General features: G+C 59.1%; 21 protein-coding genes. 11 read left to right on the top strand and 10 right to left on the bottom strand.

Annotated elements, in window-relative coordinates:
* Nucleotides 1–30: 30 nt before the first annotated feature.
* Entirely contained in the window at nt 31–3,120 is a 3,090-nt protein-coding gene (locus tag IHQ43_RS13715) for an efflux RND transporter permease subunit (RefSeq protein ID WP_192564804.1), read from the bottom strand.
* Nucleotides 3,117–4,226 (bottom strand): efflux RND transporter periplasmic adaptor subunit, encoded by a 1,110-nt coding sequence (locus IHQ43_RS13710; protein ID WP_192564803.1) that lies wholly within the window; start codon nt 4,224–4,226, stop codon nt 3,117–3,119. The genes IHQ43_RS13715 and IHQ43_RS13710 overlap by 4 nt, the downstream gene beginning before the upstream one ends.
* Nucleotides 4,227–4,439: 213 nt before the next feature.
* Here IHQ43_RS13710 and IHQ43_RS13705 point away from each other — a divergent pair, with 213 nt between their 5' ends.
* Nucleotides 4,440–5,897, top strand: a complete 1,458-nt coding sequence (locus tag IHQ43_RS13705) for an efflux transporter outer membrane subunit (RefSeq protein ID WP_192564802.1) — start codon at nt 4,440–4,442, stop codon at nt 5,895–5,897.
* Between the two features lie 72 nt (nt 5,898–5,969).
* On the opposite strand, the gene IHQ43_RS13700 is transcribed toward IHQ43_RS13705, so the two are convergent.
* Both IHQ43_RS13700 and IHQ43_RS13695 read right to left on the bottom strand, forming a co-directional pair.
* Nucleotides 5,970–6,590 carry a TetR/AcrR family transcriptional regulator gene (locus IHQ43_RS13700; protein ID WP_192564801.1) on the bottom strand — a complete coding sequence of 207 codons (621 nt, stop codon included), beginning with the start codon at nt 6,588–6,590 and terminating at the stop codon, nt 5,970–5,972.
* A 123-nt stretch (nt 6,591–6,713) separates the two neighbouring features.
* Nucleotides 6,714–7,310 carry a TetR/AcrR family transcriptional regulator gene (locus IHQ43_RS13695; RefSeq protein ID WP_192564994.1) on the bottom strand — a complete coding sequence of 199 codons (597 nt, stop codon included), beginning with the start codon at nt 7,308–7,310 and terminating at the stop codon, nt 6,714–6,716.
* A 149-nt stretch (nt 7,311–7,459) separates the two neighbouring features.
* Here IHQ43_RS13695 and IHQ43_RS13690 point away from each other — a divergent pair, with 149 nt between their 5' ends.
* From IHQ43_RS13690 to IHQ43_RS13675, 4 genes are all read left to right on the top strand, one after another.
* Nucleotides 7,460–8,560: an alkene reductase gene (locus IHQ43_RS13690; protein ID WP_192564800.1), complete on the top strand. Its 1,101-nt coding sequence runs from the start codon at nt 7,460–7,462 to the stop codon at nt 8,558–8,560.
* Nucleotides 8,561–8,599: 39 nt separating this feature from the next.
* Entirely contained in the window at nt 8,600–9,388 is a 789-nt protein-coding gene (locus tag IHQ43_RS13685) for an SDR family NAD(P)-dependent oxidoreductase (RefSeq protein WP_192564799.1), read from the top strand.
* An 82-nt stretch (nt 9,389–9,470) separates the two neighbouring features.
* Nucleotides 9,471–10,340 (top strand): alpha/beta fold hydrolase, encoded by an 870-nt coding sequence (locus tag IHQ43_RS13680; protein WP_192564798.1) that lies wholly within the window; start codon nt 9,471–9,473, stop codon nt 10,338–10,340.
* A gap of 67 nt (nt 10,341–10,407) precedes the next feature.
* Nucleotides 10,408–11,406 carry an NADP-dependent oxidoreductase gene (locus tag IHQ43_RS13675; protein ID WP_192564797.1) on the top strand — a complete coding sequence of 333 codons (999 nt, stop codon included), beginning with the start codon at nt 10,408–10,410 and terminating at the stop codon, nt 11,404–11,406.
* A 193-nt stretch (nt 11,407–11,599) separates the two neighbouring features.
* Here the strand turns inward: IHQ43_RS13675 and IHQ43_RS13670 are convergent, their stop codons facing one another.
* Nucleotides 11,600–12,808, bottom strand: a complete 1,209-nt coding sequence (locus IHQ43_RS13670) for an MFS transporter (protein WP_192564796.1) — start codon at nt 12,806–12,808, stop codon at nt 11,600–11,602.
* 229 nt (nt 12,809–13,037) lie between these two features.
* Here IHQ43_RS13670 and IHQ43_RS13665 point away from each other — a divergent pair, with 229 nt between their 5' ends.
* The 4 genes from IHQ43_RS13665 (at nt 13,038) to IHQ43_RS13650 (ending at nt 18,123) form a co-directional block, all read left to right on the top strand.
* On the top strand, nt 13,038–13,970 hold the full coding sequence (locus IHQ43_RS13665; protein WP_192564795.1) for an AraC family transcriptional regulator: 933 nt from the start codon (nt 13,038–13,040) through the stop codon (nt 13,968–13,970).
* Between the two features lie 78 nt (nt 13,971–14,048).
* Nucleotides 14,049–14,504, top strand: a complete 456-nt coding sequence (locus IHQ43_RS13660; protein ID WP_192564794.1) for a (2Fe-2S)-binding protein — start codon at nt 14,049–14,051, stop codon at nt 14,502–14,504.
* A complete protein-coding gene (locus IHQ43_RS13655) occupies nt 14,504–16,753 on the top strand; it encodes a xanthine dehydrogenase family protein molybdopterin-binding subunit (protein WP_192564793.1) in 2,250 nt (749 codons plus the stop codon). The genes IHQ43_RS13660 and IHQ43_RS13655 overlap by 1 nt, the downstream gene beginning before the upstream one ends.
* A gap of 17 nt (nt 16,754–16,770) precedes the next feature.
* A complete protein-coding gene (locus IHQ43_RS13650) occupies nt 16,771–18,123 on the top strand; it encodes a cytochrome c (protein ID WP_192564792.1) in 1,353 nt (450 codons plus the stop codon).
* A 79-nt stretch (nt 18,124–18,202) separates the two neighbouring features.
* Here the strand turns inward: IHQ43_RS13650 and IHQ43_RS13645 are convergent, their stop codons facing one another.
* Genes IHQ43_RS13645 through IHQ43_RS13630 form a run of 4 tightly spaced genes read right to left on the bottom strand, consistent with a single transcriptional unit; the run spans nt 18,203 to nt 21,981 of the window.
* Nucleotides 18,203–19,813 carry an AAA family ATPase gene (locus IHQ43_RS13645; protein ID WP_192564791.1) on the bottom strand — a complete coding sequence of 537 codons (1,611 nt, stop codon included), beginning with the start codon at nt 19,811–19,813 and terminating at the stop codon, nt 18,203–18,205.
* A 27-nt stretch (nt 19,814–19,840) separates the two neighbouring features.
* Nucleotides 19,841–20,362: a 4Fe-4S single cluster domain-containing protein gene (locus tag IHQ43_RS13640; protein ID WP_192564790.1), complete on the bottom strand. Its 522-nt coding sequence runs from the start codon at nt 20,360–20,362 to the stop codon at nt 19,841–19,843.
* Entirely contained in the window at nt 20,363–20,995 is a 633-nt protein-coding gene (locus tag IHQ43_RS13635; protein ID WP_192564789.1) for a DUF2997 domain-containing protein, read from the bottom strand.
* 2 nt (nt 20,996–20,997) lie between these two features.
* Entirely contained in the window at nt 20,998–21,981 is a 984-nt protein-coding gene (locus IHQ43_RS13630) for a hypothetical protein (protein WP_192564788.1), read from the bottom strand.
* Nucleotides 21,982–22,601: 620 nt separating this feature from the next.
* Between IHQ43_RS13630 and IHQ43_RS13625 the strand changes: the two genes are divergently transcribed.
* Nucleotides 22,602–23,420 (top strand): alpha/beta fold hydrolase, encoded by an 819-nt coding sequence (locus IHQ43_RS13625; protein ID WP_208492438.1) that lies wholly within the window; start codon nt 22,602–22,604, stop codon nt 23,418–23,420.
* Between the two features lie 110 nt (nt 23,421–23,530).
* Here the strand turns inward: IHQ43_RS13625 and IHQ43_RS13620 are convergent, their stop codons facing one another.
* Nucleotides 23,531–24,505 (bottom strand): LysR family transcriptional regulator, encoded by a 975-nt coding sequence (locus IHQ43_RS13620; protein ID WP_085605160.1) that lies wholly within the window; start codon nt 24,503–24,505, stop codon nt 23,531–23,533.
* A gap of 417 nt (nt 24,506–24,922) precedes the next feature.
* Between IHQ43_RS13620 and IHQ43_RS13615 the strand changes: the two genes are divergently transcribed.
* Nucleotides 24,923–25,570, top strand: a complete 648-nt coding sequence (locus tag IHQ43_RS13615; RefSeq protein ID WP_192564786.1) for a response regulator transcription factor — start codon at nt 24,923–24,925, stop codon at nt 25,568–25,570.
* Nucleotides 25,571–25,727 lie beyond the last annotated feature (157 nt).

Raw genomic sequence — 25,727 nt, 5'->3', positions numbered from 1 at the left:
AGAGCGGGCCTCGATTTCCAGCATTTATCGCTATACCGGTTTGACTATTGCAGTCGGCGGCCTGGCCTCAGGATCGATCTTGAACCAGATCGAGTACATCGCGGGCAGGAACACCAGCGTCATGATGGTGCCGACGAGCGTGCCGCCAATCAGGGTATAGGCCAGCGTCCCCCAGAACACCGAGTGTGTCAGGGGAATAAACGCCAGGATCGCCGCCAGGGCCGTCAACAGTACTGGTCGCGCACGTTGTACCGTGGCTTCGACGACAGCGTGAAACGGATCAAGCCCTTCTTGCGCGTTGTGATGAATCTGACCGATCAGAATCAGCGTATTACGCATCAGGATCCCCGACAGTGCAATCAACCCGACCAGCGCATTGATGCCAAACGGCTGATTGAAGATGAGCAGTGTCGGCACCACACCAATCAAGCCTAACGGTGAGGTGAGGAACACCATGATCATCGCCGAGACCGAACGCACCTGCACAATGATGATGACCAGCGTCATGGCGATCATGATCGGCAACAACGGCAGGATCGCCTTGCCGGCCTTGCCGGACTCTTCGATCGCACCCGCTTGCTCGATCCGGTAACCGGAAGGCAGTTTCTCGATGATCGGCTGCAGTTGCATCAGCAGCGCACTGGAAACATCCGGTGGCTGCAAATCTTCGGCGATATCGCCGCGCACGGTGATGGTCGGGGTGCGATCACGTCGGCGCAGGATCGGATCCTCCATGCGCACATCGACTTCGCCTATCTGCGACAACGGGATTCGCTGCCCCGACGCACCGACCAAGGTGAAGCCTTCGATTTGCTGCGGATCGAGCCGGATATCGCCCGCTGCCCGCCCCATGACCTGCACTGAACGAATATCCTCGCGCACCGCCGTGATCGGTACTCCGCTCAGCAGGAACTGCAATTGCTGTGCAACGGCAGTCGATGTCAGTCCCACTGCCTGCAGACGGTCCTGATCCAGGTTGAAATGCAACGACGGCGTCAGCGGGCCCCAATCAGTGTTCACGGTTCTCATCATCGGGCTGTCCTGCATCACGCCCCGCACCTGCTCCGCGATCACGCGCAACTTCGCAGGATCAGGCCCCATCACCCGGTAGGCCACCGGGAATGGCGAATAAGGACCAAACACGATTTGCGATGCCCTGAGGCGCGCTTCCGGGGCGAGCCCTTGAGCGACTGCTTCACGAAAACGCAATTTGAGGGTTTCCCGTGCCTCCTGACTGTCGGTCAGCACCACGATCTTGGCGAACGACGGATCGGGCAGTTCCGGCGCCATGGCCAGGAAGAAACGCGGTGCACCCTGACCGATATAGGCCGTGACGATTTTTGCCTCGTCTTGCTGTTGCAGCCAGACTTCGACCTTGGCGGCCGTGGCGCTGGTCTGCTCGATGGACGTGCCGTAGGGCATTTGCACCTCGATCATGACTTCAGGACGGTCAGAGGTCGGGAAGAACTGTTTCTTCACCAGGCCCATGCCCGCAGCGGCCACGAAGAACAGCGCGATAACCATGCCCGCGACCCACCACTTGCGCGCAATGACCCGGGTCAGAACCCGGCGGAATCGGTTGTATCGCGCCGTGTTGTAGATCGCCGCGTGTCCACCCTCGACAGCCTTGATGTCCGGCAACAGTTTCACACCCAGATAAGGAGTGAACGCCACGGCGACGACCCACGAAGCGATCAGAGCGATGCCCACGATCCAGAACATGTTACTGGTGTATTCGCCGGCGGTTGACTGAGCGAAACCGTTCGGCAAAAAACCGATCGCAGTGACCAGTGTTCCGGACAGCATCGGCGCCGCCGTGTGGCTCCAGGCATAGGCAGACGCCTTGATGCGATCGTAGCCCTCCTCCATTTTCACCACCATCATTTCAATGGCAATGATCGCGTCATCGACCAGCAAACCGAGCGCCAGGATCAGTGATCCGAGGGTAATACGGTCGAAGTTCTTGCCGGTGGCTGCCATCACCACAAACACGATCGCCAGGGTCAACGGCACGGCAGCGGCGACCACCACGCCAACACGCCAGCCCATGCTCAGAAAGCAAACGAGCATGACCACCAGCAACGCGACAAAGAACTTGACCATGAACTCGCCGACGGCGGAGTCGATATTCACTGCCTGATCGGTGACCTTCGAGAGGCTCATTCCCAAGGGCATTTCCACATTGATCCTTGCGGTCTCGGCATCCAGCGCCTTGCCCAGATCAAGACCGTTCCAGCCTTCACGCATCACAACGCCGAGCAACAGCGCATCTTCGCCGTTATTGCGCACAAGATAGGTGGCCGGGTCTTCGTAACCGCGTTCGACCGTCGCCACATCAGACAGCTTGAGTGCCCGCCCCTGGACGATCACAGGGGTGTCGCGGATTTTCTGCAGCTTGTCGAACGCACCATCGAGACGCAGAAAAACCTGTGGCCCGCTGGTGTCGATTGATCCGGCCGGGGTCAGTACGTTCTGACTGTTAAGCGCGGCGAAGATGTCCAGCGGTGACAAGCCCAAGGTCGCCAACCGGTCATGGGAGAACGAAACAAATATCCGTTCGGCCTGTTCGCCGATGATGTTGACCTTCTTCACCCCCGGCACATGCAACAAGCGCTGCCGCATGGACTCCGCATCGCGGACCAGAAGACGCTGGGGCTCGCCTTTGGCTTTCAGGGCGAACAGCGCAAAGGTCACGTCCGAATACTCGTCGTTGACCATCGGCCCGATGACTCCGGCCGGCAACTTGACGGCTTCATCGTCGAGTTTTTTACGTGCCTGATAGAACTCCTCCTGCACTTGCGCAGGCGGCGTGCTATCGAGCAACGAGACCATCGTGAAAGCGAGCCCTGGCCGCGTATAGGTTTCCGAGCGGTCGTACCATTTGAGTTCTTGCAGGCGTTTTTCCAGGGGTTCGGCGACCTGATCCTGCATCTCTTGTGCAGTCGCCCCCGGCCACGCCGTGATGACGGTCAACTGCTTGACCGTGAACGGAGGATCTTCGGCACGCCCCAACTGGAAGAACGCCAGGATGCCTGCAACGGCGATCAGAAAAATCAGAAAGACCGTGATCGCGCGCTCGCGAACGGCGATGGCGGAAATGTTGAATCGTCCTTCGCTCATGGACGACTCCCGGCAACGGTCGCCGCATCAGGCCCGGGTACTCTTACTGGCTCACCTTCGTGCAACAGATGAGCGCCCAGCGCCACAATCTGTTCGCCGACGCGCAGATCGCCAGCCACTCGCGCAGAATCGTCGCTCAACCCCTGCACCTGAACCGGTCGCCAGGTCACGGTTGGCGGGGAGCCCGCGATGACCCACACCCCAGGGCCTTCACCTGCGTCGTAAACCGCAGCGACGGGCACCTGCAACGACGCGGCAGGTGTCGAGCCCTTGGCGATTCTGAGGGTGACTGTCGAACCTATCGGCGCATTGGCCAGTGCGCCTTCCAGTACATAGCGCGCCTCGAACGTACGCGTCGTGCGGTCGGCCGAATCCGAAAGCAATCTCAATTTCGCCTTAACAGCACCCGAGGCGTCGCCATAGAGCGTGGCTTGCGCGGTGGACCCTGCTGAGGGACGCAACGTCTCGGGCAAGTGCACGATGGCCTCGCGCTGCCCTGCCCGCGCCAGTCGAACCACCGGTTGTCCAGGGCTGACGACTTGTCCGGGTTCGGCGAGTGTTTCCACCACAACGCCGTCGGCATCGGCAACCAGCACCGCATAACCGGAAGCATTGCGGGCAACGTCCGCTTGCGCTTCAGCGGCGCTTAGTTGCGCCTTGGCAGTATCTGCGGCGGCTTTGATCTGATCGTAGGCCGATGCGGAAATGGCGCCGGCGCTGACCAGGGTGCGATAGCGGGCTTCGTCATCGGCCGTCTGCCTGGCGCGGGCCCGGGCGGCGGTGACCGACTCCTGCTGCGCACGTGCCTGCAGTCCCAGGTCGATGGGGTCAAGCCGCATCAGCGGCTGACCGCGTTTGACGGTTTGCCCCGTGTCAACCAGACGCTCGAGCACCTTGCCCGACACGCGAAACCCCAGGTCGCCCTGAATGCGCGCCGTCACAACCCCCGTAAAGGATCGAGAACCGTCAGCCGCAGCCTGAACGGTGGTGGCCCGGACCAAAGGCGCCTGCGTACGCGGGTCGGTGACGGAGGAAGAATCACCGCACGCCACCAGCGCGAGTGGCAACAGGCATGCGGCAATGGGGATAGTTCGGAGCCGGCGCATAGGTTCCCTTACTGGAATAGGATGATCATCATATTCTCATGCTCGTGACCGTTATCGTCAACAGTCACTTTTCGTGAAGTATTCGATGCTCCAGTTCTTCATCATTCGCGCAGTTATTCCTTTGGGATAAGGCTCGATCAGATCAGTTATCCTCAATTGACACGATGTGACCATTACGTAATATGGTCACGAAAATCTCGTTAAGGAACGCCGATGCCTCCCCTCCGCCCGATTGCTCTTTTGGTTACCGCCAGCCTCACGGCAGGTTGTGCAGTGGGTCCGGATTACCACCGTCCGGATGCCCCGCTTTCGGACCATTACCTGGGCCAGTCTGCTGTCGAATCGCGGTCCGGATCGACTCCGGACAGCCTTGTCACCTGGTGGGAAAGCTTTAATGATCCGCTGCTGACCAACTTCATCAATCAGGCGCTGCAGCAGAATCTGGACCTGGCGCAGGCGTCAGCGCGCGTCACCCAGGCAAGGGCCGGCCTGGGCGCCGCAAATGCAGCACTGCTGCCCTCGGCGAACATCAGCGCACAGGCGGCACGCGCTTATCAGTCCGTCGAGACGCCACTGGGCCAGGTGTTGAATTCAACACCGGGCCATGACCGTTATGGCAATGCTTACGAGGCCAACCTCGAGGCGGGCTGGGAAGTCGATGTCTTTGGCGGACTGCGCCGCGGGCGTGAGGCAGCACTGGCTGAGTACCAGGCCTCAGCAGCGGGTCTGACCGCTACACGACTGGCAATCGCCGCGCAAACGGCCGATGTCTACATCACTCTGCGCGGATTACAGGCACGGCTGGATATCGCCAACCGGCAAGTCGATACCCGGCGCGGGTTGCTGGAGAAAGTTCGGTTGCTTTACGGCAAGGGTCTGGCCGCGGATTACCAGGTGCGTCAGGCCGAGGGGGAATTGTCGCAAGTCCAGGCAACCGTTCCGGTACTGCAAAGCGGTCTGGAGGCGGCCCTGAATGCGATGGACGTGCTGCTCGGCACGCCTCCCGGCACTCACCGCACGCAACTGGCACGTGAGGGCGAAATTCCCGATGTGCCGTCGTTGACTGCACTGGGTACTCCGGCAGATCTGCTGCGGCGCAGACCGGACCTGATCGTGGCCGAACGCCGTCTTGCATCCTCCAACGCGCGCATCGGTGAAGCGATTGCCGAGTACTACCCGAAATTTTCTCTCAGCGCCTTGCTGGGCAGCGCGACAGCCGTGTCCGGGGGCAATCTTTTCACTGGCGGCGCAAGCCAGTCGGCCGGTGTCCTGGGTTTGCGCTGGCGGCTATTCGACTTCGGACGCATCAATGCCCAAATCGATCAGGCGAAGGGACAGGAAGCTGAAGCATTGGCCGCGTATCGCCAATCGGTACTGCGCGCCACCGAAGATGTAGAGAACGCGCTGTCCTCACTGGTGAACCGGCAAGCCCAGACCACCACCCTTACCGGCGGCGAGGCGGCGCTGACTCAAGCTCGCCAGTCCTCGTTCACCGCCTATGAAAAAGGTACGGCCAGCCTGATCGATGTCCTGCACGCCGACGAAACACTGCTGCAGGCATCCGACGCCAGAGCGCAAGCGCGGACGGAATCGGCCCGTGCAGCGGTGGCGGTATTCAAGTCGCTGGGTGGAGGATGGAAACCCGGGAAATCCGTTGCGGCACGCATATAGCGGGAACAGGAAACCTGGTTGGGGGACGTGGCGCTCTGGCCCAGTTCACCTGAACAGGTGATCCGGGTTGGCTCAGGGCATCAGGCTACGCAGAATGAGGTTGGAGGTCAGCGTGGGCGCTACCTCGATAAAATCCAGATTGTGCTGCAGCAACAACGGGTTGACGAAGGGACGCAGGGCCAGATGAATCGCCTCGACGGTCTCGTCCAGCGGGGTCTTGCGCTCGAACTCTCCGAGCTCCCGCCCTTCACGCACGATGTCGAAGATAAAGCGCTTGATCTGGTCTTCATACATCTGGGCACTGGGCCAGCGCTCCCCCGCGGAGAATGCCGCGATGTCGTAGAGCTTGCGGTCATTGAAGAACAGGTCGACACCCGTAGCTATCACGGTTTTCACGAGTCGGCGCAAACGCTCGGTTGGCGAAATCGCCTCTGCGTTAACAGCCTGTTCTACCGCTGCAACGATTTGCCCCAGACAGTTTGTGCAGATCGCTTCGCCGATCGCCTGTTTGGAATCAAAGAACTTATAGATGTACGCCTTGGAAAAACCGATGGCCCTGGCCAAGTCGGAAACCGTGGTTTTGCCATAGCCGTATTGGCTGAAGTGTTCATTGGCTGCCGCGACAATCTGATCACGAATGTCGTGATCGACTGGGCCACGTGGGCCTGGCGAAGATATGGATGGCTGGTTCATGGACGTAGCTTACTCACCCTGTCGAGGTCTTACAAATCGTGACCAATAGAGTACATATTCACGAAAAACGGCTGTCTGAAACGGGCTGACATTCAAGTCATCGAACAGGGCGGATCGGCCCGTCTACGGCGTTTCCACTTCATCGACCGGCAACACCGGCAACGAAGCAAACATTTCGGCGCGGCATACCTCAAGGATCTCATCCGCCAATGCGGAATCATCCGGGCAGGCGCGTGACAAGACAATTGCGCCAACCGCCCGCGACAGCAAGTCGATCATTTTCTGTCTCCCCTCACCCTCCGCGGCACCCGGCCCTGTCGGATATTTTTCCCCCAGGGTTTGCAGGGTGCGTTCAATGCCTTCGGCAAACGTCGCTTTCACATCGTCCGTCTGACGCGCCGCGTCGCCACACAGCGCGGCCATCGTGCAGCCGGTGCCGCGTCCGTCACGATGTTCTCTGTTCACATAGACGTTGATGAAACCGGGAACATCAAGCGCCTGGGCACCTGTCAACGATTTACCAAGACTGCAGGCCGAGGCTTCGGCCATCAGGTCGGCCTTCGACCCGAAGTGCTTGTAGAAGCCTCCATGGGTGAAACCGGCAGCCGCCATGAGATCCGCCACACCGACGCCATCAAAGCCACGTTCACGGAACAGCTCTGAGGCCGTTTCAACGATGTGTTCTCGATTGGCCTGCGCCTGGGCCTTGGTCACTCTCACGTGCAATACCTCGTGTTCAGCGGGAATTTCTGCGTCCGATGATACATAGATGTTGGCCATAATCAAAACTGTTGACAGTTTAGATTTCGATCATCATCCTAATTTCGCACCCCACCGATCTCCATCAATGGGCACGGAAGATTCATCAGATGACCAAGCAGACTCTGTTTACCCCTTACACGCTAGGCAGTCTCACGCTGTCGAACCGCGTCGTTCTCGCACCGCTCACACGTAACCGCGCAGGCCAGGGCTTTGTCCCCAGCGAATTCGCGGCGACCTATTACAGCCAGCGCGCCAGCGCCGGTTTGCTGATCAGCGAAGCTACTCAGATTTCCCGACAGGGCCAGGGTTATCAGGACACCCCCGGGATCTACACCCAGGCGCAGATAGACGGTTGGCGTACAGTCACCGATGCCGTCCACGCCAAGGGCGGCAAAATCTTCTTGCAGCTGTGGCATGTTGGCCGCGTCTCACACGCAGACCTGCAAGAAAACGGCGCCGCACCGGTGGCCCCTTCTGCACTGCGTGCTGCTACCAAAGTGTTCGTCAACAACCGCTTCGAAGACGTTTCCGAACCCCGAGCGCTGGAACTCAGTGAACTGCCGGGGATCGTCTCCGATTTCCGCCAGGCTGCGGCCAACGCAGTCGCTGCCGGGTTCGATGGCGTAGAGATTCACGGTGCAAACGGCTATTTGCTGGATCAGTTTCTCAAGGACAACGCCAATCTGCGGACCGATGACTACGGCGGCTCGATTGAAAATCGTGCGCGTCTGTTGCTCGAAGTGACGGCGGCTGTCGTCAATGAGATCGGGGCGGATCGCACCGGTGTGCGCCTGTCTCCCGTGTCGCCGGCCAACGGCGTATCCAGCAGCGATCCGCAGGCGCAATACGATTACGTCGTCGAACAACTCGACGCCCTCGACGTGGTTTACCTGCACGTGGTCGAAGGCGCGACCGGCGGCCCGCGTGACGTGGCCCCCTTCGATTTCGGCGCCCTGCGCCAGCGTTTCAAAAACACCTATATCGCCAACAACGGCTATGACCTGGACCTGGCGAATGCGCGACTCGCCGAAGACCAGGTCGACCTGATCGCCTTTGGTCGCCCGTTCATTGGCAACCCGGATCTGGTGGAGCGCCTCGAGCGTGGCGCGCCGCTGTCTGCGTTCAATCCCGCCACCCTGTATGGCGGCGGCGCGGCGGGTTACATCGACTACCCGACTCTTGCTGAATCGAGCGTCAGCGCAAGCTGAGCGCGTTCTGTTTCTCACCTCCTGAAAGAGAGATACCCCATGAGCACTCGCCCTACTGTTCTCATCACCGGCGCCTCCACCGGCATTGGCGCCGTCTACGCCGAACGCTTCGCGCAACGTGGCCACGATCTGGTACTGGTCGCCCGCGACAAGGCCCGCCTGGACACACTTGCAACTCGTTTGCGCAGCGAGCACGACGTCGCCGTCGATATCATCCCGGCAGACCTGACCCAACTCGGCGACCTGACCACCATTGAAAGCCGCCTGCGCGACGACGCCCGCATCGGCATCCTCGTCAATAACGCCGGCGCCGCACTGTCCGGTCACTTCGTCGATCAAAGCACCGACAGCGTTGCGCAACTGGTCGCCCTCAACACCACGGCGCTGGTGCGGCTCGCCAGCGCCATTGCTCCACGCCTGGCCAAGGCCGGTGAAGGAGCGATCATCAACATCGGTTCGGTGGTGGGTCTGGCGCCGGAGTTCGGCATGACGGTCTACGGTGCGACCAAGGCCTTCGTGCTGTTCCTGTCCCAGGGCCTGAGCCTGGAACTGTCGCCTCAGGGCGTCTACGTGCAAGCCGTGCTGCCCGCCGCCACTCGCACGGAGATCTGGGATCGCTCCGGCATCGACGTCAACACCTTGAGCGAAATCATGGAAGTGGGTGATCTGGTGGATGCCGCACTGGTCGGTTTCGATCGCCGCGAACCTGTGACCATCCCGCCGCTGCAAGAAGCCGAGCGCTGGGATGACCTGCAGGGCGCACGTCAGGGGCTGCTGGGGCAAATCCGCCAGTCTGCGGTTGCCCAGCGCTACCAGACGCCACAGTGATTTTTTGCTAGCGAGCATGCGCGCAGGATTCGATGCAGGTGCATGGCACTGCATCGAATCCAGCCCGCTGTCCGGAGTGACAATGAATTCAATGCAGACAACTTCCCGTACGGGTTCGCCGGCGTCATTCGTCGACGCGGCAAACCAGTCGATCACGGTCAACGGCATTCCCTTCGCCTACCGCGACACCGGGCCCGCAACGGGTGTGCCCCTCGTAGTATTCAACCATTGGGGCGCTGTGCTGGATAACTTCGACCCTGCGATCATTGATGGCCTGGCGCAAACCAGACGCGTCATCACCACCGACTATCGCGGCATCGGCAACTCGGGTGGAACCGCGCCACTGACGGTGGGTGAAATGGCCGACGATGCCATCCAGTTGATCCAGGCGCTGGGGCTGAAAAACGCTGATGTGCTCGGTTTCTCCCTCGGCGGTTTCGTCGCTCAGGACATCGCCCTGAAGGCACCTGATCGGGTGCGCCGTTTGATACTGACCGGCACCGGACCGGCGGGCGGCACCGGCATCGACAAGGTCGGCACAGTGTCGTGGCCATTGATCCTCAAAGGCTTGCTGACCCTGCGCGACCCCAAGTTCTACCTTTTCTTCACGTCGTCAGCCAATGGGCGACGGTCTGCCTCGCAGTATTTACGACGCCTCAAGGCACGCAAGAACAATCGCGACAAGGGCCCGACGCCCCGCGCCTTCCTGCGGCAATTGAAAGCCATCACGGCGTGGGGCAGACAACCGCGGCAAGCGCTCGAACGCTTGCGCACGCCGACGCTGATCGTCAACGGCGACAACGACATCATGGTGCCCAGCGTTAACTCGTTCGAGCTGGCCAGGCTTATCCCCAATGCACAGTTGGTGATTTATGTGGACGCCGGACACGGCGGGATTTTCCAGCATCACGCCGATTTTGTGGCCAAGGCGCAGGCGTTTCTCGATGCGTGACCACGTCGCGCAGCAACACTGCAATCCACCGACTACCCTCCGTACAACCAGCAAGAGCCGCACCCCGATGAAAGCATTTCTGATTGATGGCTATGGCAAGAATCCCGGACGCATTGGCGAAGTGCCCACCCCCACGGTCGGTGCCAACGACGTCTTGATCGAGGTACAGGCGAGCAGTGTCAACGTGCTGGATTCAAAGATCAGCAAAGGCGACTTCAAGCTGATCCTGCCCTACTCCTTTCCGTTGATTTTGGGCAATGACCTGGCGGGCGTCGTGGTTGAAGTCGGCCCGCAGGTGACACGCTTCAAACCGGGAGACGAGGTATACGCTCGCCCGCCCGAAGCGCGGATCGGGACGTTCGCTCAATTGATCGCCGTGAATGAAAACGTGGTCGCCCTGAAACCTGCCAACACCAACATGGCGCAAGCCGCGTCCCTGCCCCTGGTTGCACTGACCGCCTGGCAAGTACTGGTCGAAACCGCTCGGCTGCAAAGGGGCCAGAAAGTCCTGATTCACGCCGGTTCCGGCGGCGTCGGCACCGTTGCCATTCAGCTTGCCAGACACCTTGGTGCGTTTGTTGCCACAACCACCAGCACCGCCAATGTCGAATGGGTCAAGGCCCTGGGGGCCGATCTGGTGATCGACTACACACAGCAGCACTTCGAAAATGTGCTGCATGATTACGACGTGGTGCTGAACAGTCTCGGCGGCGACGTGCTGGAAAAATCGCTCAAGGTCCTCAAGCCCGGTGGCCAGCTCATTTCCATCTCGGGGCCACCCACTGCACAGTTCGCGCAGGAGCAAGGATTGTCCTGGTCATTGCGGCAAGTGATGCGCCTGCTGAGCCTTGGTATTCGTCGCAAAGCGCGCAAGCAGGACGTCAGTTACTCGTTCGTGTTCATGCGGGCCAATGGCGCTCAACTGCAACGCATCACCGCGCTGGTTGAGGAAGGGGTCATCGAACCTGTGGTTGATCGCTCCTTCCCCTTTGAATCAACGGCCGAGGCATTGAAGTACGTTGAGCAGGGTCGCGCCAAGGGCAAGGTGGTTGTTTTACTCAAATGACCACGCCGCCGACTCATGAATCGACCGTAGAAACTGCACGGCTTTTATTGCTTGAGCGGACATCAGCCGAGGTGATTTCGCCAGAGGAGCAGCAAGTGCCTCAACCGGATGTTGCGCAGGTTGAACCGCCCGTTATCGTTTGGCGCAGTTTGATGCTTGAGCCCTAGGGCGAAACGGGTTGTATGTGAACTCGTCAGGCCGTCGCGATCGACTCGACAAGATGAATTTCCGTGGCATTGCGCCCGGCCAGCCAGGCCAGCACAGACGCGGCGACCAAGACAGCGGCACTCAGCTCGAAAGTGGCTTTGTAACCACTCAGATCAAAGGCCAGACCACCAATGATTGCGCCGCCGGCGATTGCCAGTTGGACAATCGCTACGAGCAAGCCGCCTCCGGCTTCCGCGTCATCCGGGAGCGTTTGCGCCAGCCACGTCCACCAGCCGACCGGCGCGGCCGTGGCAACCAGCCCCCAGAGTCCAAGCAGCACGGCGGTCAGCAGCGGTGATTTGCCGAAGCTGACCAACGCCAGCGCGATGGCCGCCATGATCAGCGGGATGATGGTCAGCGTGCGATAGAGGCCGCGCCCCATAAACCGTTCGATCAGAAAAGTGCCGATAAAACCTGCCAGTCCCAACCCCAGCAACATGAACGACAAGGTTGAGACACTGACGCCAGTCACACCCTCAAGAAATGGCCGCAGGTAGGTGAACAGCATGAACTGGCCCATGAAAAATGCGCTGACGGCAACCATGCCCAAGGCCACTGGCAACTGCTTCATCAGCCGCAGGACATTGCCGCTGCTTGCCTGGCGTTCGGCCTTGAAGGACGGCAGGCTCACCAGCAGCCACACAGCGGCAAGCACAGCGACCGGAACCACACAGAAGAATGCGCCACGCCAGCCGATCAACGAGCCAAGAAAGCTCCCCGCCGGAGCGGCAATGACCGTAGCCAAAGCATTACCGCCATTGACGATAGCCAGCGCACGGGAAACCTGTGCCGGCTTCACCAGTCGCATTGCAGTCGCCGCCGACAGCGACCAGAAACCACCAATCGCTATCCCGATCAAGGCACGCCCAAACATGAATGACGGGTAGCCCGGGGCAAGCGCGACGACCGTTCCGGAGACGATCATCAGCAAGGTCAGGCCCAGCAGAAGCTTCTTGCGTTCGACGCGAGCAGCGACTGAAGCAATCAACAAACTGGTGATCAATGCAAAGGCACCGGACACGGAAATCCCCTGTCCTGCCTGGCCTTCGGTGATGTGCAGGTCTGCTGCGATGGGCGTCAGCAGGCTGACGGGCATGAACTCTGAAGCGACCAGGGCGAACGCGGCCAGCGACATGGCCAGCACGGCGCTCCAGCCGCCTGCTCTTTTGGAAGGATCTGTAGAGGGTAACGTCATGAAAACTACCTGTGGTGCGAAAAACGTGTGGATGTGATGCGCAGGGGCAAGCAGTTTGTCGCCCGTCCGGTCACTGCCCCTGAAACAGATAGACACATTCTCCCGGTCAATCCGGGGCTTCCCTAGCGCATTCCTCTTGAATGCTTGCCTGATCCTCTGGCGATGCAGGGTGACGGATAGGAAACGTCTCGCGCGCGGATTAGAGTTCGGTCAACAGGAGTGAGCCCGCATGATCCCAACGTCCCTGCCCCAGGAATCGCCTTTGGCCTTGCACATCGACCCGCGCATGAGCGCACCGGGTGACTTCTCCACGGCCATACCCGGCCTGACGCTGTTTCGTCGCGACCAGCCGGCGCCCCCCGTTGTGTGCATGATCGAACCCAGCCTGATTCTCGTGGGCCGCGGCGAAAAGCGCTTGTGGGTCGGTGGTGAGGGCTACAGCTATGATCCTTCGCGGTTTCTGGTCACCTCGCTGGATCTGCCCGCCAACTCCGAAGTGATGCTCGCCAGTCCCGAGCAGCCCTGTGTCGGCCTCGTACTGAAACTGGATGTCAGCATGCTTGCCGAGGTCATCACCAAGAGCGGTTTACCCGCGAAACGTCAGCCATCAACGGGTACGGGCGCCGCGATTGGCAACCTGTCGTCAGCGCTGGAGGACGCGCTCGATCGCCTGCTGGCGTTGCTCGATGAGCCCGAGGCGATCCCCGTGCTGGCACCGCTGATTCTGCGAGAGATCCACTATCGGCTGCTGCACACCGACCAAGGCCCGCGACTGCGGCAGATCACTGCCGTCGATGGCCAGGGTTATCGCATCGCCAAGGCCATCGACTGGCTCAAGGTCAACTACACCGATGCCCTGCGCATCGACGATCTGGCCGCGCGGGTGCAGATGAGCGCGCCGACCTTTCACCATCATTTCCGCCAGCTCACCGGCATGAGTCCGTTGCAGTACCAGAAATGGCTGCGGCTGAACGAAGCCCGCCGACTGATGCTGGTCGAGCGCCTGGACGTTTCGCGCGCGGCGTTTGCGGTCGGCTATGAAAGTCCTTCGCAGTTCAGCCGCGAGTACGGCCGGCTCTTCGGCACCGCGCCGAGTCGTGACATAGCCCTTTTGCGCGGACAGCCATTCGAGGCAGAAGCGCTCGGCACAATTGCGAACTGAACGAAAACCGGTGATGCGCCTCGACGCGTGTCACCGCTCATAACAATGCACGTCAACCGATGATCAAGCGGGTGAACCATGGAACTACGAATCAACCAGAAGACTTACCAGGTCGATGCCGACGCCGACACGCCCTTGCTGTGGGTGATCCGCGATGATCTGGGCATGACCGGGACCAAGTACGGCTGCGGACTGGCGCAATGCGGCGCCTGCTCGGTGCTGGTGGACGGCAATGTGGTGCGCTCGTGCGTCACGCCGGTGGCGGGTGTGGTAGGCCGCGAGGTCACCACAATCGAGGCCATCGAAGCCGATGACGTAGGCAAACGGGTGGTCTCGACCTGGGTCGATCTGCAGGTCGCCCAGTGCGGGTACTGCCAGTCCGGGCAAGTGATGGCCGCCACGGCCCTGCTCAAACAAAACCCCAAGCCCAGTGATGCGCAAATCGAGGCAGCGATGGTCAACCTGTGCCGCTGCGGTACTTACAACGCCATTCATGCCGCCGTGCATGAGCTTGCCGGCAAGGGAGAAGCGTGATGAACGTTCGTATCGACCCTTCACAGCACGCGTCAGTACTGGATCTGCATGAACCGGTCAATGTTTCGCGCAGGCGTTTTCTGACCGGCACCGCCGTCGGCGCGCTGGTGCTCGGCTTCGGTCTGCCGCTCGGTGCGACACGCGTGCAGGCTGCCGTTGCAGCGACGGCCGAGCGCGGCACCCAAGTCCCGGCGTTTCTCGAGATCCGCCCGGACAACCGCGTGCGTCTGCTCTGCCCGTTCATGGAAGGCGGACAAGGGACCTTCACCGCCATGGCACAGATCGTCGGTGAAGAACTGGATGCCGACCCGGCGACCTTTCTGGTCGAAGCGGCACCGCCCGGCGAAGCCTATGTGGTGTTGGAAAACGGCATGCGCATCACCGGCGGCAGCATGTCGGTACGCATGAGTTACCCGGTCATGCGCCGCCTCGGTGCCCTCGCCCGCGCCATGCTGCTGCAGGCGGGTGCGCAGCAACTGGGCGTGCCGGTGAGCGAGTTGAGCACCGAGCCTGGCAAGGTGGTGCATGCGAAGTCGGGCCGCTCGCTGGCCTACGGTGAACTGGCCGAGCGCGCGATGGATCTGCCGGTTCCCGATCCGGCCTCTGTGAAACTGCGTGACCCGAGCCAGTTCCGCTGGATCGGCAAACCGGTGAAGCGCCTCGATGCCTACGACAAGTCCACGGGCAAGGCGCTTTACAGCATCGATCTGAAGGTCGACGACATGCTGCATGCCGCGGTTCAACATGCCCCGCGCCTGGGGATGACGGTCGGCAACCTGCGCAACGAAGACCAGGTCAAGGCGATGAAGGGCGTGCATTCCGTGCACCGTCTGCCGGGGGCCGTGGCGGTGGTCGCCGAGCGCTGGTGGCACGCCAGACGTGCCGTCGAGGCGATTCAGGTCGACTGGCAAGAGCCCACGGCCGACAGCAAAGTGCGGCCGATGCCCGCCGACTTTTCCAGCGATGCCTGGTTCAAGCGTCTCGCTGAAGATAAAAGCCCCGCCAAAGATGATGAACATGAAGGCGATGTGGCTTCGATTCTCAAGGAGACCAAGACCCGGATCGACGCCACTTACCACAACCAGTACCTGAACCATGGGCAACTGGAGCCACCTTCAGCACTGGCCCGGTTCAATCCGGACGGCTCGCTGGAAGTCTGGTTGCCGAATCAGGCGCCGGACATGTTTCGTGCCGACATCGCCAAACGCACAGGGCTGGATCCGTCGCGCATCACCTTGCATTCGCCGCTGCTGGGCGGGTTCTTCGGCCGGCATTTTCTCTATGACTCGGCCAGTCCCTACCCTCAGGCGATCGCGCTGTCCAAAGCGGTGGGTCGCCCGGTCAAACTGATCTGGAGTCGCGAGGAAGAGTTCCTGCGCGACGTGCTCCGCCCCGTTGCCGCCGTGAATTTCCGTGCCGCACTGGACACCGACGGCTGGCCGCTGGCAATCGAAGCGATCAGTGCCACCGAAGGCCCGACCGAGGCACTTGCCGGCAAGCAGGGCGAAAAACTTGACCCGACGGCGCTCGAAGGTTTGTCCGGCAAATCCTACGCAATCCCCAACAAGCGCATCGCGCAGATCTACGTCAAAGGTCCGGCGATGTTGGGTTACTGGCGTTCGGTGGGCAATTCCCTCAACGACTTCTTCTATGAATCGTTCCTTGATGAACTGGCCGACAAGGGCGGCAAAGACCCATTCGACCTGCGCCTGCATTTGCTGCGTGACAACAAACGCCTGACCACGCTGCTGCAAGCGGTGGGTGAACTGTCGGGCGGCTGGAAGCGTGGCCCGTTTACCGCCGAGGATGGCAGCCGACGTGCCCGCGGCGTGGCCATGGCTTCACCGTTCGGTACAGAGACTGCGGTGATCGCCGAGGTCTCCCTCGAGAATGGCCAGGTCAAGGTGCACGACATCTGGCAGGCGATTGACCCCGGCAGCATCGTCAACCCGGCGATTGTCGAGGCTCAGGTCAATGGCGCCGTGGCACTGGGACTGTCGCAGACGTTGGTGGAAGAAGCCGTGTGGATCGATGGCAAACCCCGGGCGCGCAACTACGACTTGTATCCGATCCTGCCGCCTGCACGGATGGCCCGGGTTCATGTGCGTGTGGTCGAGAGCGGGGAAAAAATGGGGGGCATCGGTGAACCGCCGTTGCCGGCCGTCGCGCCCGCCGTCGCCAATGCGGTGGCAACGCTGACCGGGCAACGGGTACGCAGCCTGCCCCTGAGCCGACACACCTTCACTTGATCCGCGCCGGAGCGTTTATGAACAACAGCCGATTCGCAAGAACCGCTGGCTGGCTGGCCGTGCCGTGCCTGGTCGCGGCAGGCCTGCTGGCCTGGTATGTCACTCGCGAGCCTGTCTCGCGCCTGGAAACCCATCAGATCGCCGCGGCCGATATCGACCCGGCGCTGGTCGCCCGTGGCGAATACGTTGCCAGGCTCAGCGATTGCGTGGCCTGTCACAGCGTGCCGGGTGGCGCACCATTCGCCGGCGGCCTGGAAATGGCCACGCCGCTGGGCTCAATCCATGCGACCAATATCACCCCGGACACCGAAACCGGCATCGGCCACTACAGCCTGGCGGACTTCGACCGTGCCGTGCGTCACGGCGTGGCGCCGGACAGTCGCCGTCTGTATCCGGCGATGCCCTACCCGTCCTACGCCAAGCTCAGTGATGAAGATGTTCGAGCGCTGTATGCCTTCTTCATGAAAGGCGTGGCGCCGGTGAAACAGGCGAACATCCCGAGTGCCATTCCGTTTCCGCTGAACCTGCGCTGGCCGATTGCACTGTGGAACGGCGTGTTTGTCGACGCCGAACCTTACGTGACCAAACCGTCGCAGGATGAACAGTGGAACCGTGGCGCTTACCTCGTTCAGGGCGCCGGGCACTGTGGCAGTTGCCATACGCCCCGCGGCCTGGCGTTCAACGAGAAGGCACTGGATGACTCCGGCAAGCCGTACCTTGCCGGCGCCTTGCTCGATGGCTGGTACGCGCCGAGCCTGCGCGATGACCACAACACCGGCCTGGGCCGCTGGAGCGAGCCGGAGATCGTGCAGTTCCTCAAGAGCGGGCGCAACCAACACGCGGTGGTCTACGGCTCGATGACCGAGGCGTTCAACAACTCCACGCAGTTCATGAGCGATGACGATCTGACCGCGATTGCCCACTACCTGAAGTCGCTTCCCGGGGATCGCGAGCGGGATGGCGCACCCTGGCAGTATCAGGCGGTTTCGGCAGCCGAACGCCTGGACTCGCCAGGTGCTCATACCTACGTGACGCGCTGTGCGTCGTGCCACGGCCTGGACGGCAAGGGTCAATCGCAATGGATGCCGCCGCTGGCCGGCGCCACTTCCGCACTGGCCAGGGAAAGTGCCTCGGCAATCAACATCACGCTCAATGGTTCGCAGCGTGTCGTGGCGGCCGGCGTGCCGGATGCCTATCGCATGCCGGCCTTCCGTGAGCAGCTGTCGGATCAACAGATCGCCGAAGTGCTGACGTTCATGCGCAGCACCTGGGGCAATCAGGGCAGCGCCGTTGATGCGCAGACGGTCGGCAAACTGCGTGAACACACCGACCCGGCCAGCAGCAGCCCGATCATCCTGCAGATGCGCTAGGGAGAGCTTGATGGAAAGCATCGACTTGCTGGTCCTGCGCACGGCGCAAGACCAGCAAGTCGCCTGCTGACGTGCGGCATTAAAAATCGATCTGCCTGCCACCGATTTGAGTTTCCGTGTCATTCAGGCCGGCAACCATGGCCGAAGCACTGATCGCGTTTTGATTCGCCCAATCACGAAGCCTTGTAAACTCGTCCTTGCGCATTTTGCTCATGGGTACCAAGCGCGAAATAGTCGTTTCGAAATCAGCCATCGACAGATCGCTTGCATCATCAGAACCACTCATGCGCCGTGAGAACGCTTCAATCAGCGAATCCCCGACCCAGGCTTCGATTTCAGCACCAGACAGCACAATGTCCTGACCAAAATTCGACTCGCCTCCTAAAGCAGACAATCGATCCAGATCGAACTTTTCAGGGTCACGCTTCAATTTCTTCAGGTGTATTTCAAGAATCTTCTTTCTTTCCAGTGTCGACGGGAAATCAACGAAAAATATTTCGTCGAACCGCCCCTTTCTCAACAACTCCGGCGGCAGGCTATTGATGTTGTTGGCGGTAGCAAACACAAAAACAGGCGCCGTTTTTTCTTGCATCCAGGTCAACAGCGTGCCGAATACCCGTGTAGCCGTGCCACCGTCCGATGCTCCTCCGGAAGAACCGGAAAGACCTTTTTCAATTTCATCGATCCACAGGATGCAGGGGGAAACAGCTTCTGCGGTACGCAGGGCGGAACGAATATTGGATTCTGAAGAGCCAACCACCCCCTGGAATATCTTGCCCATGTCCAATCGCAGTAAAGGCATGTTCCATGACGACGCTACGCATTTCGCCGTCAGCGACTTGCCGCAACCAGGAACGCCAGTCAAGAGCAAACCTTTCGGAGTTCCGACACCGAACTCCTTGGCAAGCTGCCCAAAACACTGGCTGCGCAAATGGAGCCACTTCTTGAGCGTTGCCAGCCCCCCAACATCCTCAAGATTCAGCTTTGAGTCGATGTATTCAAGGATCCCTGTCTTTCGTATGATTTGTTTTTTCTCGGAAAGCAGATCGTTTACGGTGTTTTCATTCAAACTCAGACTGGATACCAATGAACGAGACAGACTATTGTCAATCTCCAATCCCGTGAGCCCCAATGCAGCATCAATGAGTTTGTCGTTGACTTCACTGGAAAGGTCAATCTTGACGCTGTCATTACCTTGCCAGGAATTGACAAAGTTATTTATCTGACCCTTGACCTCGTCTCTTGATGGCAAAGGAAAATCAATCAGCGTGATTTCCTTTTGAAGATCATTGGCAATTTCAAAGCTGGGCGCTACGACAATGCAATTACTTCGATACCCACGTGAACGGATATTGATGGCCAAATCTCGAAGTCGGCGGCGATAAACCGGATTGCAGCTTGAGCCAAGGTAGTTATGAGCATCACAAAAAACAAAAATATTCTTGCTGCCCTCCTCCTTCGCCTTTTCTTCGCAAAAATCCAGGGCCATTTTCAAATCAAAGGTTTTATCTCCGGCCACGACGCCATTTATCTGGACGCCCATCGTCGAGTTCCAGACGAATAAACGATGGCTCAGCGTCTTGGCAATTTCAGAAATCTCATTGAGTGCACGTTCTTCCTCGAAGGTCTCAATGACCAAAATCGCATAACGCGCCTTGAGGTAATCTGTGATCTGCTTGGTGCGGTTCATGCCTGTTATCCCTGCGCTTGAACTGAGTTATAGATGAATCGGAAAACCGGTTTTGGTAACGCCAGAATTTGAAACAACAAACTCGACTACTCGTTTGGCACGGAAAAAATCCATGTCGACTCTGTCGCTGCTTTGAATAATCTGCTTGTGCTGATAGGGATGTTGCGCGTTATGCCGATACCGACCCGCCAGCGTCAAATCTACAGCTTTAACAACACGAATCATGGCTTCGTTCTGGAATATCTCTTTTGGCGTATAGCCGGTATAAAGTATCCAGTTTTTCTCGCCATCGACGGCATGTATTAATTGCTCCAGGGCTAGCGCCTGATCGAGTGGTTCCCCCCCGGACAGCGTAACCCCGGCGACGTCCAGTGCATTTATCTTCTGTGCCAATTCATCAACCGACATCAGCGTACTTGCTTTGCGAGCGTGGGTACTTTGATTGAAGCATCCCTTGCAATTCAGCGCACAACCCTGCACCCATAATGTCAAGCGCAACCCAGGCCCGTTAACGCTGCTCAACTCCATATGGTGTACGTTGATTTGCATTCAGAAATTCGCACTGAAGATTTTAAGGGTTTGTTCTTCATGGACGACGGTATATTCCGGCTTCCACTCAGTCACAAGTTCCGCAGTAGGGCTGGATAGCAGAGATTCAAGCTCTTCAGTCAGCCGTGTGCAAATATCACCTTTTACGCCACGCACTTCTTCCGTAATTTCATCGCCCGTGACAGTGACGTGAATGCTGTATTCGTAGTGGGGTCCAAACTCAATCTCGAACCCTTGAAGCGTTTCTTTTACTTTTGATGGAACACCTGATGCGTCTATGCGCCGGACGGTTTCATCGACGGCTACGCTGATATACGCTTTCTGAAAACCTAAAGCCAAATCAGCCATTACCGCTTCATCACCGGCGGAGACAGTGTCCCGTTCGATAAGGAGTTTGTAGGAACCCTCCTCGACTTTACAAACGAACAGATTGAAGTTATCAGCCGTTTCAGCGCAAATCGCTCTAAATTGCTGTGTGCCCATATAACCGATTTTGCTCAGAACCTTTTTACTGAAGTCGCTGGCAAACATGGAAACCAAACCGGTTGTTGGGCTAAGGCCCATCTTGCCGAAAGCTTTGGCAATAGCTTCTTCATTGGCATAAGAAAATTCAAACTTTGTACAATGGGACATTGTTAAAGCTCCAGCCGGCGGCCGGGAACAACTTCTTCGGCGTTCTGGATAGCTGCCAATACGGCAGGGGCAACCTCAAGATTGCGCACAGGTGCCATCTCAGCCTCAGGCGCAGTATCTTTTGAAATCGAGGCTGGTGTGCCAGAGTTGACAACCACCCGACGTCGTTGTGCTGGCTGTGGCGCTCCACTACCCGAAAGAAGGCTTGCATCTATCGTTTCCAACAGCTTTCTGACTACAAGTATCGGATTGGAGGTGAGCTTCTCATATAGGCCAATGCACAACAACACATCTGCTCCATCACCAAACTGCAACTTGACAAAGTAACTTTGACTCTCGCTGCCACAGATACCAATACCCGAGATCTGATTCAGTTCCCGCGACAGCTTTACCCAACTTTGCCCATCAAACGACGCCACAACCAACTTTGTCGCCGTTGCGGCAAAAGCGTTACTACCTGTTTTAATGTCGTCAGAATCAAAGTTCTGGTAACTGACCAGAATTTTCTCCCCCGCCGGGAACCCCAAAGCGGTTGCCAAATATTCATTTGTCGAGAAATCGACATCTTCGTGAAATTTCAGGCTTTTTGAAAAAATGTAAAGGCCGTAGATGGCTATCAATCCATAACCGATTGATTTCACCGCATCTTCCGGCGCAAGAGCCGCAAGACCTGCAAAAACAAGAACACAGATGCCGTAACCATAATTTACGGCCTTTTGCGTAATGAATTTTTTATCCCTGTAAAGCTTGAATGTTTTACCGGGGATATATTTTGTTGCAGGTATAAACAGCACACCGCCCGCACCAAAAAAAACAAAACAGATAGCCCCCATTGCAGCTTGACGATATTGCCCACTTTGCAGCCCTTCAAGAAACATCCAAGCGCCGCCGACGATAAAAACAGGTAGGAATGCCAGTACTATAATTCCAATTATCTTGCCTTTGGTGGCAACCATCATTTTCCACAGTGGGATAGTCTTTATCATTCACGAACCTTCCAAGTTGGTGTACAAGCGCGTAGTGAGGGATGACTGTAGAACGAGTCATGGCCCTATGCTACATGACGTCCTTTGCTTTATCACGCGCACTAGATGGTCTGAAGTAGCCGTGCGTTTGGGTCTGAATTCGATCAGCCAAGTACGACAAAGCCCCGATAAGTCGGGGCTTTGTCGTTTCTGGCGTTCTGAAAGTCCTGCCCGTCGGGATAAGCCCGAGCCGACCATCAGGCTGGCAATGGACATACCCGAACAGCCATCGACCCAACCGGGAGGCGCAGGGATACGCCATCCCCCCAACATTCCTACCGGCTCGCCCTACATACCAAAGCGTTAATTTCGAAAACCCATGTCTGGTGGTCAGTCGTACTCCTTTGCCCAAAGATTGCCTTCGGCCAGGGCAGCAACCTTGCGCCGCCTGTGCGATTTATCTAACTCAATGGGTGTTCAAAATGACTGACGAGAAAAACGGAACCACCCGTCGTGGCTTGATCACGACGGGGGCCATGGCCGCAACCCTGGCAGTGGCATTGCCGGCGCTGGCGACACAGCAGACACCGGCATCCGCGTCAGAGGCCAGCAAAAACGCCGGCAGCGGCAGCCGCTCGGGAATGCTCACGGTCAAGGATGGCACGCAGATTTTCTACAAGGACTGGGGCCAGGGCCAACCGATCGTTTTCCACCACGGATGGCCCCTTTCCGGTGATGACTGGGATGCGCAAATGCTGTTTTTCCTCAGCAAGGGCTTTCGCGTCATTGCCCATGATCGACGTGGCCATGGTCGCTCTTCGCAAACTGCCATGGGCAACGAAATGGACACCTACGCCGCCGACGTTGCCGAGCTGATGGCGCACCTGAACATCCGCAATGCCGTGCACATCGGCCACTCCACCGGCGGCGGTGAAGTGGCGCGCTACGTGGCGCGGTACGGGCGCGGCCGGGTGGCCAAAGCCGTGCTGATCGGCGCCGTGCCGCCGATCATGTTGCGCACCGCAAAAAATCCCGGCGGCCTGCCGATGGACGTGTTTGACGGTTTGCGCAAGGCTCTCGCGCAGAACCGCAGCCAGTTCTATCGTGACTTCCCGAGCGGGCCGTTCTACGGCTTCAACCGCCCCGGCGCGAAAGTATCAGAGGCGATCGTCGAAAACTGGTGGCGTCAGGGCATGAACGGAGGGATCAAGGCGCAATACGACTGCATCAGCGCGTTCTCCGAAACCGACTTCACCGATGACCTGAAAAACATCGATGTGCCGACCCTGGTGTTGCACGGCGAAGACGATCAGATCGTGCCGATCGCGGATTCGGCCCATCTGTCCATCAAACTGCTCAAGCACGGCACGCTGAAAACCTACCCCGGCCTGCCCCATGGCATGTGCACCACGAACGGCGACACCATCAATGCGGACCTTCTGGCGTTCATCAATGCGTGATGTGCCGGGTCCGCGCCCCCACGGCAAGCCGCGTAAAACCCCGTAAAAAGAAAAGCTCCGATCAAGTCGGAGCTTTTTTATTGGGCGAATCACACACTCGTTGTGGCTTTCTACCGAGCCATCATCAACGTCTGATCAACCGGCAACGCCGGGCGCAGCTTGGGCACTACCTGCAATTCAATCGGCGTGCCGAAAAACGCCTGACAACGCGAACGCAGCCAACGCTGAGCACAATCGTTATGCGCAGCGGCGCGCCAGACCATGGAAAGCTCCCGCGATGGCAGCAACAGAGGGGCCGGTTCGGCCCTGATGCCCTCCACCGAGGCCATGGCCCTGGCCACGTAATCCGGAACGATGACAAGCATGTCGCTCTGCGCCAACAACCTTGGCAAGGCACTGAATTGCGGCACCGCCAGCACCACTTTGCGCCGACGCCCGAGCAGGTCCAGCGCGTGGTCGGTGTCGTCCCTGGCCTTGCCCATGGATGACACGATGGCGTGCGGTCGCTCGCAGAACTCATCAAGCGCCAGCAGACCCGGGCGCATGTCCGAGCGCAAAAGCATCGGCCGGATCGACCGCAGGCTCTTGCGCCGGGCGTTGGCCGGCAGATCGAGCGTCGGGCTGATTCCCAGAGAAATCTCGCCATTGAACAGCCGCTGCGACATCTGCTGCTGATCGACCCGCAGCACTACCAAGGCAATGTTCGGCGCCTCGATACGCAGCTGACGCAGCAGTCGCGGGAGCAACGCGTATTCGACATCGTCGGACAGGCCCACCTGAAAGGTCGCCTCGCTGGTGCCCGGCTCGAAGGGCTGGCAACGACTCAACGCCGCGACAACGCCATCCAGCGCCGGGGTCAGGTTGGCGAAGATTTCCTCGGCCCGAGCCGTCGGCTCCATCACCCTTCCCGCGCGAACGAACAACGGATCGTCGAACAGCACGCGCAAACGCCCCAGCGCCGCACTGATGGTCGGCTGGCCGAGAAACAGCTTCTCGCCGACACGGCTGACGTTGCGCTCATGCATCAGCGTCTCGAAGACCACCAGCAGATGGATGTCGACACGACGGAGATCATTTCTGTTCATGAAGTTCACCACCCGGCACGCGGCCATTGAGATCGACGGAGAGCTCATTAAGGTTAAGGGCGTGCCTGGCGGACGTCTGTGGTACTTGGGGTCAGCGAGATCATGCGTTAGGAGAGTGTTTTGATACTTTTGTATGAACCCGCCTCACCCGGATACCTGCATCGGGCTGAGAAACAACTGCTTCGATGGCCGTTTTTTCGGGTTTTTTGTCCTAGCTGAGGCAGTGCTCCGCCACTACGATGCTGAACCGTTTATCTGCTCCCCCGCCCACACCAGCAGCGTGACCGTGCCTTCGGTCGGGCATAAACTCGAACGGGCAAACACAGGCACCCGTGCCGAGGGATTCGCATATTCTTGATGGGGCCTCGCCAGTACCAAGGCGTGGCCCGACCCGTCACAACTCTTGGGAAAAAAGCAATGAACAACAATCCCATCAGCAACAACCCCGGCGAGCCGGTGGTATTCATTGTCGACGACGATGCAGCGCTGCGCGAATCCCTCGGCAGCCTGTTGCGCTCCATTGGCCTGAAGGTCGAACTGTTCGGGTCGGTCGCGGAGTTCATGAAGTATCAACGTCCCGACACCGTCAGTTGCCTGGTACTCGATGTGCGCCTGCAAGGCAGCAGCGGGCTGGATTTCCAGAGTGAACTGGCCACCGCCGGCATCAACGTGCCGATCGTGTTCATCACCGGGCACGGCGATATCGCCATGACGGTACGCGCCATGAAAGCCGGCGCAGTTGACTTCCTGACCAAACCGTTTCGCGAACAGGACCTGATCGATGCCGTGTGTGCCGCGCATTCGCGAGACAAACAGCGCCGGGAGTCCGGTCGACATGCCGATGAACTGCGCGCGCGTCATGGAACGCTGACACCCCGTGAGCAGACGGTCATGGCGCTGGCGGCCTCGGGCTTGATGAACAAGCAGATCGCCGGGGAAATCGGCCTCAGTGAAATCACCGTGAAGATCCACCGGGGCCAGGCCATGCGCAAGATGGGCGCGCGGTCCTTTGCCGACCTGGTGCGCATGGCCGAGGTCATCGCGGCGCAGCCTGTCAATCGGTGACGGCACGACACCGGGCGCAATGTCTTGCCTGATGGCGCATGTTTGCGCCATCAGGCAAGACATCGACAGACTCGGCACAACTAACACTTAGGTATATCCCTTTCATACATAGTCATACTTCGATTGACCCAATGCAGCGGTGCCAGAGAACAAGTCT

This window comes from Pseudomonas gozinkensis (assembly GCF_014863585.1).
Lineage (GTDB): Bacteria > Pseudomonadota > Gammaproteobacteria > Pseudomonadales > Pseudomonadaceae > Aquipseudomonas > Aquipseudomonas gozinkensis.
This window is presented reverse-complemented; position numbering and strand designations above follow the sequence as displayed.